Here is a 12460-nt window from a genome sequence, read left to right on the forward strand (position 1 = left end):
ATCGTTCCGGAATGTTTGCCATGGCCCGCCCCGCCGCCGACGAAGACGCCGTTGTTGAAGGCGGGGAAAAGCCGCTCAACCCCGAGATCGAAAAGGTGCGCGGCAGGCTCATCCGCTTCATGGCCATCAATCTCGGCCTGCTCTTGCTGGCCCTTATGGTGGTGATCGCGGCGATTGTCTACAAATCACGCAAGGCAGCGCCGGTGAGCCCGCCGCTGGCCGGCGACATCCAGGTGCCCGCCGGCGAACCGCTCAGCGGAGACATCGTGCTGCCGGTCGGCGCCAGGGTGGTCAGCCAGTCGCTATCCGGCAATCGCGTCTCGATCGAGGCCGAACTTGTCGATGGCAGCCGCACGATCTTCGTCTACGATATGGGCGAGCGGCGCATAATCGGCCGCTTCGCAATCCGCAACAAATGAAGCCCGGCGCGCAATGACCGGCTTTGCCGAAAACCGTCATATCGCCACCGTTGCGCTGGTCGTCGACAGCTATGACGAAGCAATCGACTGGTATGTCGAGCGAATGGGCTTTGTGCTCCTGGAGAATGTGGACCTTGGCGGCGGCAAGCGCTGGGTGACGGTCGCGCCGGCCAGCGGGCGCGGCGCGCGGCTGCTTCTGGCCGAGGCCTCCGACGAGGCACAAAGGAAGAGCATCGGCAACCAGACCGGCGGGCGGGTTTTTCTCTTCCTGGAAACCGACAACTTTGCCCGCGATCATGCGGCGATGGTGGCGAAGGGCGTCGAATTTCGCGAGCCACCGCGCTTGGAGCCCTACGGCACGGTGGCGGTTTTCGTCGATCTCCACGGCAATCTATGGGACCTGATCGAGCCAAAACGCTAGCAGCAGCCAGCTTTTTCTTGATCCCGGGAAAGCCGGCGGACCCCAGTTGCTTTTTCTCCGCCGCCAGCCTATATCGCCGGTTCTTGAACGCGCCCATCGTCTAGCGGTCAGGACACCGCCCTCTCACGGCGGGAACAGGGGTTCGATTCCCCTTGGGCGTACCAAGAAGGCGACGGCTCAGCCGTTGATGATCCCTCCAGCATCAAACAATGTTCAAGGCCTCCGCGGAAGCTTCGTCATATGCGCGCATATGACCGCATGGAGCGCTGGCAAAAGCCGGGCTCGGAGCTATGGCATGGCGGCTTCGATTAACGTTTCGTTTACCTATAATCTGTCTATTGGAGACAATTCACCCGCGACCACGGATGTACTGGCGCTGCGGTGAAAACAAAGGTCGGCCCACTGCCGGCCTTTTGTTTTTTGGCCGGCCGCTGCGGGCGGGGCTGCCTCCAATGCTTTCGGCAAGAGCTTTCGCCAAAGCATATTGCCCTTGCCATCTCCAGCCCTACCATCAATCCTGACGATCGCACGCGGGCGGCCGGAAGGGTCGACGGTGGAGGAATTGCAATGAAAAGAACCGCTGGAATGCTCCTGATTAGCGGCGCATTGGCGATTGGCGCCACCTGCCCATCGGCTGCCGCCCAGCTCAACACGATGGAGGAAGTTGGCACGGCGATCCAGGCATGCTGGACGCCGCCGGTGGATGCCGGAAATTCCATCGTCACGCTGAGCTTCAGCTTCAAGCGCGACGGCACGCTGCTTGGTCCGCCACGGCCGACCGCCGCCAAGGTGGCCGGCGACGACAAGGCGCGAAAGTCGTTCATCGACGCCGCAATGACCGCGGTGAAGGATTGCACGCCGCTCAGCCTTTCGCCGCAACTGGCGCAAGGGATTGCCGGCAACGTGTTCACCTTGCAATTCGTATCTCCCAAGATCCGCCAATAGCTGTTTTCCGCAACTCTCCGCGCAGGGCGCGCCGCGGCTTAATGTGCTAGCGCCGTTCGGCGTTCGGCGTTCGGCGGATCGCCGATCCCGCTTCCATTTTTTACGCAATTCCTGCGGGAAAACATCTGCCAGGGTCAGCGAGCCGCTCAGGTAGCTACTACCAAACCACTCGCCCAGCACCGCCTTCACCGGTCAGTGACTGGTACGCCGCGCCTCAGCGTGCCGCGCCAGGTCGGGTGTCTCGAAGACGTAGTCGTTCCAGGCCGATTCCGGGATTTGCCCGGCCAGATAGCATTCCAGCAGCAGGTTTTGCTCGGCGCTCAGGGGCCTCGGGTCAAGTCCCAGGGAATGAAAAAGATTTCTTGTCAGTTCCGATACCGTGATCTGGATCGACATCTGCGTTCTCCTTCGCGCTTCAACGCGAAAGGCCGGGCAAAGGTTTCAGGACCGGATGCCGATAACGCCGGAGTGATCCGGCAGGCCTGCCAGCCGTCGGTCCGGCTGCATTGTTTTGCAGTTCGTCTCAATCTTGAAATAAAAATGCAATATTGAATTCACAGGGATTCTTCTATTAAACTAGAGGCAAGTCTCTCAATGCATGGAGACTAGAAAGATTAGATGAAACTCATTTAGTGGAAGCTTACCGAAATCGAAAGAGTTGTCATTCCAGGTTCTCAGCAACAATGACCGCGTCCTTCCGATGATCCGTTTCTGGTCCCCCATGATGATCGCGCTCGTCACCTTGACCGTGCTCGCGCTCGGCATGTCCAGTTCTTATGCCGACAGTTGCAGTGCAATAAAAAATCAGTTGTCTTCGGCCGGCCGTGGCGGCGGCACGAGCCCCGAGCTCGCCCAGTTGCACCGCCAGCTTGCCGCGATCCAAGGCATCGAGAGGCAGCGCAAGTGTACGGCGAAAAATTCCCTCGGTGGTTTCTTCAACGCATGCGCCGATCTTGCCAGGAACAGGAGCGAGGTGCAGCGCCAGATCGCGGCGGCCTCTAATTCAGGCCGGGACATGTCGGGGCTGCGGGCACGCTTTGTCGCGCTTGGCTGCGCGCCAGCGGCAAAGCGCGCGGCGGCGAAGACCCAATCGGTGTCTGCGGCGGCGCCAGCGGCGAGGGCAACGGGCGCCGGCAACGCGATGCTGTTCTGCGTGCGCCTTTCGGATGGATATTTCTTCCCAGCACCCAAGTCGCAGTTCGCCGGCAGCGACGATGTGAAGGATATGGCCGATCAATGCCGCTACATCTGCGACGAGCCGGGCGTCGACCTCTATACGCTCAGCGACGTCAGCCTCGAAACCGAAAAGATGGTCTCTCTCGACACGCGCAAGCCCTACACCGATCTGCCGACCGCATTCCGCTACCGCGACGACGTCAATTTCAAGGCATGTGACCTAAAACGCTACTACAGCAGGGTCGCCGAATTGAGGGCCCGAACGGTAACGCCCACAAACATGACCAATGCCATCATCCCCTTGCCGTCGGCCAAGCCGGACCTCGGCAGCGTCGCGGCAATTCCCGCGGCGGACGCCGAAGCCTCCGGGGCGGCCCAGCATCAGTCGATAGAGGCCGGCAAGCGGCCGGTGAGAATAGTCGGCCCGGCCTTCTTCCCAGCCGAATGATCATCCGCCCCCGGTTGTAGGCGCCGGTTTCTCAGCCAAGGTCAGTTTTGGGTGGCACCCATCAGTCGCAGACCATGCGAACCCTCTTTCCGGGTTCGCTGACATTCCTGCATGCCAGGGGCTTTTCCTCATCGGAGGACGGCGGAGGTGGCCTCGAAACTCTTGAAAGATGACGTCTCGGTGCGGCGCGCGGCGCGGGCCTGCGCTCGGAAAACCGGGTTGGCGGTTGTGGCGGCGCCGGAAAAGCGCCGTTTTCCATTCCGGACGGCCCGTATTCCACATTGGGCGGCGGCCGGTCCCAGAAACGCCGGGCATCGAGCGGGCGCGGAATGACGACGGTGCCGTCATAGCTGCGCGAACAGCCGCTGCCGAAAAGCAGCGCCGCGCTCAGCAAGCAAGGCACAATCCGTCCAAACATCAGCAACACCCCAATATTGGCTTATAGCGCGGCTTCGATCAGGCCGACAACCGGGCGCAATGGCGCAGGCCAGGGCCCGTCCGGTGCGCAACGGCTTGTTAAGGTTAGCGGATCGTTAATGCTTCTCGGGCACATTCCGCCGACGAACCGCGGAGGGAGGGTTCGGCCTTGGATTCGGGGTGGGGACGGCATGGCTGAAGCGAACGAGACAGCCGGCGTGCGCGGCGAGCGCGGGTCGGGCGAAATGGCGGTGAACGACGCGGCTTCGTTCACCGCAGGCATGGATTTGGCCATGCTACGCCAGCTGGTCGAAACGGGCTCGGACTGGATCTGGGAGACCGACGCCGAGCTGCGCTTTTCCTGGCTTTCGCACAACTACCAGGCGGTCACGGGCATCGACCCGGCCGCCGTGCTCGGCCGCTTCCGTTTCGATTTCCTGAAGCAGGTCCTGAACGGCAACCGCAGCGCGGCAATGCATCTGGAGGATCTGCAGGCGCATCGGCCGTTCCGTGACTTTGTCTACGAACTGAAGGGAGGTCGCGCCGATTGCCGCTGGGTGCTGACCTCAGGCTTTCCACGCTTCGATGACGAGGGGAAATTCGCCGGCTATCGTGGCATTGGACGCAATGTCACGGGATTGGCCGTCGCCTTCGAAGAACTGGAGCAGAAGCAGCAAGGAGAGGCGTCTTCGGGAGGCCTTCCCGACCTTCGCACGATGGTCGATTCGATGCCGATCGGGATCATGGTCCTCGACGCCGACCTGCGCGCCGAAGTGATCAACCAGGCCTTCTACAATTTGTGGAAAATCGATCCCCAGCGCGCCGGGATCGGCTCGGGCTTCCGCGAGTTGATGGAGGCCAGCCGCGCCGCCGATTCCTACGGCGCCGACGACGTTGCCTGGCAGCGTCATACCGCCGAGCGCGAGGCCGAGATCAGGGCCGGCGTCGCCGGCTCGAGACAATTGCCGCGCAATGACGGGCGTACCCTGGTTGCATCGCTGGCGCCGCTGGCCGGCGGCAAGCGGCTCATCTCCTATGTCGATGTCACCGACATGAAGGATCGCGAGGCCGAGCTGGCCGACGCGCTGGAAAAGGCGCGACTGGCGGAAGCGGTGATCAACGGCGTCAAGGATCCGATCTTCGTCAAGGACGACGATCTGCGCTTCGTCTTCGTCAACGAAGCGTTTGCGGGCCTGTTCGGCCAGACGCCGCAAACCATGCTTGGCAAGCCCGGCGGCAATTTTCTCGCGCCCGCCGAGGTCGCGCTGTACGAGGAAAGCGAGCGCGCGGTGCTGGCGACCGGGCGGCCTTACGAGGTGGAGGAAAGTTTCCAGGTCGACGGCGTCAACCGCTCGCGCGTCGTCAGGAAGAACCGCGTTAGAATGGTAAGCGGCCGCAACTACGTGGCCGGCTTCCTGTTCGACGTCTCGGACATGAAGGGCCGTGAGACCGAGGCGCAGGACGCCCGCAAACACCTGGCCAGCGTGCTGGAATCGCTGCCGGCCGCCGTGATCATCTACGACCGCGAGGACAATTTCGTTTTCGCCAACCGCAAGATGCAGGACACGCTGCCGGCGCTGAAGCCGGCGTGGCAGCCCGGCCGCACCTTCCGCGACGCGCTGGCACTCGGTCATTCGGCTGGCTATTTCCGCTCGAGCGGCGATCCGCGGGTCGATGCGCTCTATGATGGCGATCTCGATGGCTGGCTGGACAGCATCCTCGCCCGTTACCACCTGCCATACTCATCCTTCGAACGTCTCAATCCCGACGGCCGCTGGTATCAGGTTTATGACATGCGCACCGATGACGGCACGTTCATCGGCGTGCGCGTCGACATCTCCGAGATCAAGAGCCGCGAAAAGGCGCTGCACGATTCGATGCGGCAGATCGACCTGTTCCGGCACGTGCTGGACGAACTGCCCGTGGCCGCCTTCATCAAGGCGCAGGACCTCAGCATCGAGTTCGTCAACAAGGCCTGGTGCGCGATCACCGGGCTCGCCAAGGAAGACGTTATCGGCCGCACCGATCGGCAGCTGTTCGGCGACGGGGATGGAGAAAGCTACAGCCTGGACGATACCGAGGTTGCCCTCACGGGCAGCGTCAGGGAGGTCGAGGAGCCCGTCACCCATCGCGACGGCACGGTGCGGCAGTTGATGACGCGCAAGAGCCGGCTGGTGGCGCTGGACGGATCGGTGCATCTGGTCGGCTCCAGCACCGACATCACCGAGGTCAAGGCGCGCGAGCGGGCGCTGGAAGAAAGCATGCGCGAGAACGAGGTATTCCGCAGCCTGATCGACAACGTGCCGGTGTCGATCTATGCCAAACGCTCCGATCTCAGGCAATTCTACGTCAACAAGGGCTGGTGCGATCTCACCGGCTTCAGCAAGCAGGACGCGATCGGCAAGACCGATATCGAAATTTTCGGGCCCGACGGCGAAGCCTTCGTCAATGGCGACCTCGCGGTGCTGCGCAGCGGCGAAACCCAGGAGGTCGAGGAGACGGTGATGCTCCCGGACGGCAGCGTGCGCCACCAGTTCGCCCGCAAGGGCGCGATGATCGCGTCCGACGGGTCGCTCTACCTGATCGGGTCGACCACCGACATCACCGAATTGAAGCTGCGCGAGGCGGAACTGCGCGAGGCGCGCCAGCGCGCCATACTTGCCGACCGCGCCAAGTCGGAATTCCTCGCCAATATGAGCCATGAGATTCGCACCCCGATGAACGGCGTGCTGGGCATGGCCGAACTCCTGGCCAAATCCGATCTCGATCCGAAGCAGAAGACCTTCACCGACATCATCGTCAAATCGGGCAACGCGCTGCTCACCATCATCAACGATATCCTGGATTTCTCCAAGATCGATGCCGGCCAGCTGGTGCTCGATCCCGCCCCCTTCAATCTCGCCGAGGCGATCGAGGACGTGGCGACGCTGGTGTCGACGCGGGCCAAGGAAAAGGACCTCGAGCTCATCGTGCGCATCGAGCCTGGGCTCGAAAGCCTGTTCATCGGCGATGTCGGCCGCATCCGGCAGATCGTCACCAACCTGCTCGGCAATGCGGTGAAGTTCACCGAAGAAGGCCATGTGCTCGTCGACGTCACCGGCGAAAGTGTGCCGGACGGAACCAGGCTGACGATCTCGGTCACCGACACCGGGATCGGCATCCCTGAGGAAAAGCTGAAACAGGTGTTCGAGAAATTCAGCCAGGTCGACACCTCCTCGACGAGGCGGCATGAGGGCACTGGGCTCGGGCTCGCGATCACCTCGCGGCTGGTCGAATTGATGGGCGGCGACATCGGCGTGGAAAGCGCCGAAGGCAAGGGGTCGACCTTCTGGTTCACGGTCACGCTGCCCAGGGCCGGACAACAGAACGCGCAGCGCATCATGCCGGTGGACGTGACCGGCGCGCGGGTGCTGATCGTCGACGACAATGCCGTCAACCGCGCCATCCTGACCGAGCAGATGACGTCATGGACCTTCGATTCCTGCGCGGCCGAGAGCGGCGCCGAGGGACTGAAAGTGCTGATCGCGGCCGCCGCCTACGGCGTGCCGGTCGATTGCGTCGTGCTCGATTATCAGATGCCCGAGATGAGCGGTGCCGAGATGGCAGGTGTCGTGCGCAACACCGCCGGGCTTGCCGACACGCCGATCATCATGCTGACCTCCGTCGACCAGTCGCTGGCCAACACCAGTTACCGCGATCTCGGCATTGATGCCCAACTCATCAAGCCCGCACGCTCCTCGGTGCTCCTGGAAACGCTGGTCGCCACCATCCAGCGGCATCGCCACGCCACGGATGTCGCCCGGCCGCTTGCTGTCGAGGGAGGCGGCGGGAACAATCCACAGTCACCGCCACCGGCGGCAGGGCAACGCGCGTTGCTGCAGCCGCCGCCGGTCAGGCCTCGGCTTGCCGCGACTGGCGGCGAGCAGCGGCTGGACATCCTCGTGGCCGAGGACAATGAGGTCAACCAGATGGTCTTCACCCAGATCCTCGGCGAGACCGGCTACGGTTTCGAGATCGTCGGCAATGGCCGCAAGGCGCTGGACGCTTTCGGCAGGCTCAATCCGTGCATGATCCTGATGGACGTCTCGATGCCGGAGATGAACGGGCTCGAGGCAACCGCCGCCATCCGCCGGCTGGAAGAGGAAACCGGCACGCATGTGCCGATCGTCGGGGTCACCGCGCATGCGCTCAAGGGCGATCGCGAACGCTGCCTGGACGCCGGCATGGATGACTATCTGCCCAAGCCGATCAGCCCCAGGGCCCTGCTCGAAAAGGTCGAGCGCTGGGTCGGCGCCGGTCGCCAGGCCCGGCGCAACGCGGGATAGACTTTGCGCCTTCGGCCGGATTGCGGCGAGAATCACCCGGGGCCGGCTGCAGCCCTTCGAGCAAGACTATGGTGCGATCGCACCATATCAAAGCCGGCGTCCAGCCGGGACAATGACGGCATCGAATTTCCGCTCTCTTCTAGTTACGGGCGGGAGCAGCGACCGCCAGTATGAAGCAGCGTCAATCTACCCCAACGGACCTGTTTTTGGCGATGGCCCGGCCAAGACATCCTCTGGCCTCGAGCAACGCGCTCCCGTCCGGCTTTTCTTCGATCAGCGATCCATGCCGAATCCGATGGCTGTTTGGGTGGCCGGATCGCGCAAGTCCCTGATTCCCGAAGGCAAACCGGCGCCATGCCGCAGCCGCTAATCGCCATCGCCTTTCCAAGCGCCGGCGACGCGTTACCGGGCTGACACGAAACTGTCATGCGACTGTTATAATCGAACGCTATTGGCCTCAGCGGGCGCTGGCAAGGAATGGCGCCGAGAGACCATCTTCCGAACAGGAGCAGGCCATATGAGACATTTCATCCGCTCGGCGGCCGTTGCGATCGCAATGGCTGCGGCGTCCACCCTCACCCTTTCCGCGGCAATGGCAGCTGACATCTCCGGTGCCGGCGCCACCTTCCCTTACCCGATCTATGCGAAGTGGGCCGATGCCTACAAGAAGGAGACCGGCATCGGTCTCAACTACCAGTCGATCGGCTCGGGCGGCGGCATCAAGCAGATCAAAGCCAAGACCGTCACCTTCGGCGCTTCCGATGCGCCGCTGAAGGGCGAGGATCTCGAATCCACCGGACTTGCACAGTTCCCGATGGTGATGGGCGGCATCGTTCCGGTCGTCAATCTCGAAGGCATCAAGCCGGGCGAACTGGTGCTCGACGGCCCGACGCTGGCCGATATCTTCGTCGGCAAGATCACCAACTGGAATGACGCGGCGATCGCCAAGCTCAATCCCGACGTCAAGCTTCCCGACCAGGCGATCGCCGTCGTGCATCGCTCCGACGGTTCGGGCACCACGTTCAACTTCAGCTACTACCTGGCCGACGTCAGCGCCGACTGGAAGTCGAAGGTCGGCGTCAACACCGCGCTCGAATGGCCGGTTGGCATCGGCGCCAAGGGCAATGAAGGCGTCGCCAACAACGTCTCGCAGACCGGTGGCTCGATCGGCTATGTCGAATACGCCTACGCCAAGCAGAACAAGTTGACCTATGCCGACATGATCAACAAGGACGGCAAGAAGGTCGAGCCGACGGCGGCGGCGTTCTCGGCGGCGGCGGCCAATGCCGACTGGAGCTCGCAGCCTGGTTACGGCGTCATCCTGGCCAACCAGCCGGGCGCCGAATCCTGGCCGATGACGTCGGCGACCTGGATCCTGGTCTACAAGAAGCCCGGCGACGTGGCGGCGACCGGTGAAGCGCTCAAGTTCTTCGCCTGGTCCTACGCCAAGGGCGACGACATGGCCGGGGCGCTGGACTACGTTCCGATCCCCGACGCGGTCGTCAAGAGCGTCGAGGACATGTGGGCCAAGGACATCGTCGGCGAAGACGGCAAGCCGCTCTATTCCGCCATGTAATCCCTGCTGAACGAGGAGGGCGCTTCACGGCGCCCTCCCTGTCTTCCTTGAAACGCGAGGGCCAGATGACCGCCGTCTCCGAAGCCATGCCATCGTCGGCCGCCATGCGGGCCAGGGAAGCGACGGTCCGACGCTTCGCGCTCACCGATACGATTTTCCGGACGGCGACACGCTTTTCCGCCATCCTCGTCCTGCTCATCCTCGGCGGCGTGGCGATTTCGCTGTTTGCCGGCTCGTGGGAAGCGCTGTCGAAATTCGGGTTCTCCTTCCTGACGACCGAATCGTGGAACCCGGTCACCGAGAATTTCGGAGCGCTGGCCCCGATCTACGGAACCATCGTCACCGCCGCCATCGCCATCCTGATCGCCGTTCCCATCGGCATCGGCATCGCCATCTTCCTTACCGAACTCTGCCCGCGGCCACTCCGGCGCCCCATCGGCATCGCCGTCGAGCTGCTTGCCGGCATACCCTCCATCATCTACGGCATCTGGGGCCTGTTCGTGTTCGCGCCGTTCCTGCAGACGACGGTGCAGCCCTTCATCATCAAGCTTTTCCACGACGTGCCGGGACTCTCCAGCCTGTTTGCCGGCCCGCCCTACGGCATCGGCCTTCTGACCTCGGCGCTGATCCTTGCCATCATGGTCCTGCCCTTCATCACCTCGATCACCAAGGATGTCTTCGACACGGTGCCGGCGGTGCTGAAGGAATCGGCCTACGGCATCGGCTGCACGACCTGGGAGGTCACGCGCCGCGTCGTCATCCCCTATACCCGCGTCGGCATCATGGGCGGCGTCATGCTCGGCCTCGGCCGCGCGCTCGGCGAAACCATGGCGGTAACCTTCGTCATCGGCAACGCCCACCGCATCAGCGCCTCGCTGTTCGCGCCCGGCACGACGATCTCGGCGACCATCGCCAACGAGTTCACCGAAGCCGACGGCGATCTCTATACGTCTTCGCTGGTGGCGCTCGGCCTGATCCTGTTCGTCATCACTTTCCTGATCCTTGCCCTTGCGCGCTACATGCTGCTGCGCATGGACAGCCGCACGGGAGCCTGACCGATGTCGACGGCCACATCGCTTCACAATCGACGCAAGCGCAGGAATGCCGTGATGATGACGCTATGCGTCGCGGCGGCGGGCATCGGCCTGGCCTGGCTGGCGCTGATCCTCGGCGCACTGCTCTATAAGGGCCTGTCGGGTGTTTCGCTCTCTGTGTTCACCGAAATGACACCGCCGCCCGGCGATGCCGGCGGCCTGCTCAATGCCATCTACGGCAGTATCATGATGACAGTCATCGCCGTCATCGTCGGCACGCCGATCGGTGTCCTCGCTGGGACCTACATGGCCGAATATGGCCGCTTCTCGCGCCTCACCACCGTCGTGCGCTTCATCAACGACATCCTGCTGTCGGCACCCTCGATCATCGTCGGCCTGTTCGTCTACGAGCTGCTGGTGCGGCCGATGGGACATTTCTCGGCGATTGCCGGTGCCGTCGCACTGGCCATCCTGGTCATCCCGGTCGTCGTTCGCACCACGGAGGACATGCTCAACCTGGTGCCGAACGCCCTGCGCGAGGCCGGCGCCGCGATCGGCGCGCCGCGCTGGGTGGTCATCCGCTCGGTCGCCTACCGTGCGGCGCTGTCGGGCATCGTCACCGGCATATTGCTGGCCATCGCCCGCATTTCCGGCGAGACGGCGCCGCTGCTCTTCACGGCACTCAACAACCAGTTCTGGTCGAGTAATCTCAATGCGCCGATGGCCAGCCTGCCCGTCACCATCTTCCAGTTCGCTCTCAGCCCCTACGAGGAATGGCAGCAGCTGGCGTGGACCGGCGCACTCATAATCACCCTTACGGTTCTCGGGCTGAGCATCTTCGCCCGCAGCCTTACCGGACGCAGAGAGGACAGATGAAACCGATGTTGTCCACCGAGTTGAATACGCCCGAAGTCGCGGTCGAGAAAGCCAAGATCGAGGTCAAGGGCCTCAATTTCTACTATGGCCAGTCGAAGGCGCTGAAGGATATCAGCCTGTCGCTGCCCGAGCGCAGCGTCACCGCCTTCATCGGGCCTTCGGGCTGCGGGAAGTCGACGCTGCTGCGCGTCTTCAACCGCATCTACGAGCTTTACCCGAGGCAGAGCGCCGAGGGCCAAGTGCTGCTCGACGGCCAGAATATCCTCGACCGTTCGCAGGATCTCAACCTGCTCAGGACCAAGATCGGCATGGTGTTCCAGAAGCCGACGCCGTTCCCGATGTCGATCTACGAGAACATCGCCTTCGGCGTCAGGCTCTATGAGAAGCTCAGCAAGGCGGAGATGGACGGCCGTGTCGAGCAGGCGCTGAAGCGCGCGGCACTGTGGAGCGAGGTCAAGGACAAGCTCAACGCCAGCGGCCTCAGCCTTTCGGGCGGCCAGCAGCAGCGCCTCTGCATCGCCCGCACGGTGGCGGTGAAGCCGGAGGTCATCCTGCTCGACGAGCCTGCCTCGGCGCTCGATCCGCTGTCGACCGCCAAGATCGAGGAGCTGATCGACGAGTTGCAGGCCGATTATACGATCGTCATCGTCACCCACAACATGCAGCAGGCGGCGCGCGTGTCGAAGCAGACCGCCTTCATGTATCTGGGCGAGCTGGTCGAGTTCGACCGCACCGAGAAGATCTTCACGTCGCCCCGCGAGAAGCGCACGCAGGACTATATCACCGGCCGCTTCGGCTGATCCCAGGCATACGAGGACCAAGA

10 protein-coding genes and 1 tRNA gene are annotated in these 12460 nt (G+C 63.1%); 10 read left to right on the forward strand and 1 reads right to left on the reverse strand.

The genetic code is table 11. From position 1 onward, the window contains the following. The first annotated feature begins 20 nt into the window (after positions 1-20). The 4 genes from FJ951_RS25235 to FJ951_RS25250 all read left to right on the forward strand — a co-directional run bounded on the left by FJ951_RS25235 (position 21) and on the right by FJ951_RS25250 (position 1785). Positions 21-419 (forward strand): fimbrial protein, encoded by a 399-nt coding sequence (locus FJ951_RS25235; RefSeq protein ID WP_140517879.1) that lies wholly within the window; start codon positions 21-23, stop codon positions 417-419. Between the two features lie 13 nt (positions 420-432). Next, on the forward strand, positions 433-840 hold the full coding sequence (locus FJ951_RS25240) for a VOC family protein (protein ID WP_140517880.1): 408 nt from the start codon (positions 433-435) through the stop codon (positions 838-840). Positions 841-929: 89 nt separating this feature from the next. Then, positions 930-1004: transfer RNA gene (locus FJ951_RS25245), tRNA-Glu, on the forward strand. 403 nt (positions 1005-1407) lie between these two features. Further along, on the forward strand, positions 1408-1785 hold the full coding sequence (locus FJ951_RS25250) for a hypothetical protein (protein WP_140517881.1): 378 nt from the start codon (positions 1408-1410) through the stop codon (positions 1783-1785). Positions 1786-1977: 192 nt separating this feature from the next. On the opposite strand, the gene FJ951_RS25255 is transcribed toward FJ951_RS25250, so the two are convergent. Then, positions 1978-2181 carry a hypothetical protein gene (locus tag FJ951_RS25255; protein ID WP_140517882.1) on the reverse strand — a complete coding sequence of 68 codons (204 nt, stop codon included), beginning with the start codon at positions 2179-2181 and terminating at the stop codon, positions 1978-1980. 304 nt (positions 2182-2485) lie between these two features. On the opposite strand from FJ951_RS25255, the gene FJ951_RS25260 reads away from it, so the two are divergent. The 6 genes from FJ951_RS25260 (at position 2486) to pstB (ending at position 12437) form a co-directional block, all read left to right on the forward strand. Beyond that, positions 2486-3409: a DUF2865 domain-containing protein gene (locus tag FJ951_RS25260; protein WP_140517883.1), complete on the forward strand. Its 924-nt coding sequence runs from the start codon at positions 2486-2488 to the stop codon at positions 3407-3409. 608 nt (positions 3410-4017) lie between these two features. Continuing rightward, on the forward strand, positions 4018-8151 hold the full coding sequence (locus FJ951_RS25270; RefSeq protein ID WP_181172279.1) for a PAS domain-containing protein: 4134 nt from the start codon (positions 4018-4020) through the stop codon (positions 8149-8151). Between the two features lie 517 nt (positions 8152-8668). Next, positions 8669-9727, forward strand: a complete 1059-nt coding sequence (gene pstS, locus FJ951_RS25275) for a phosphate ABC transporter substrate-binding protein PstS (protein ID WP_140517885.1) — start codon at positions 8669-8671, stop codon at positions 9725-9727. Between the two features lie 65 nt (positions 9728-9792). Next, positions 9793-10782 (forward strand): phosphate ABC transporter permease subunit PstC, encoded by a 990-nt coding sequence (pstC, locus tag FJ951_RS25280; protein ID WP_140517886.1) that lies wholly within the window; start codon positions 9793-9795, stop codon positions 10780-10782. A 3-nt stretch (positions 10783-10785) separates the two neighbouring features. Continuing rightward, the gene (gene pstA, locus FJ951_RS25285; RefSeq protein WP_140517887.1) at positions 10786-11637 is read left to right on the forward strand and encodes a phosphate ABC transporter permease PstA; all 852 of its coding nucleotides are present in this window, start codon (positions 10786-10788) and stop codon (positions 11635-11637) included. After that, positions 11634-12437, forward strand: a complete 804-nt coding sequence (gene pstB, locus FJ951_RS25290) for a phosphate ABC transporter ATP-binding protein PstB (protein ID WP_140500574.1) — start codon at positions 11634-11636, stop codon at positions 12435-12437. The genes pstA and pstB overlap by 4 nt, the downstream gene beginning before the upstream one ends. Positions 12438-12460 lie beyond the last annotated feature (23 nt).

It is taken from the genome of Mesorhizobium sp. B2-2-3, from assembly GCF_006442405.1.
GTDB lineage: Bacteria > Pseudomonadota > Alphaproteobacteria > Rhizobiales > Rhizobiaceae > Mesorhizobium.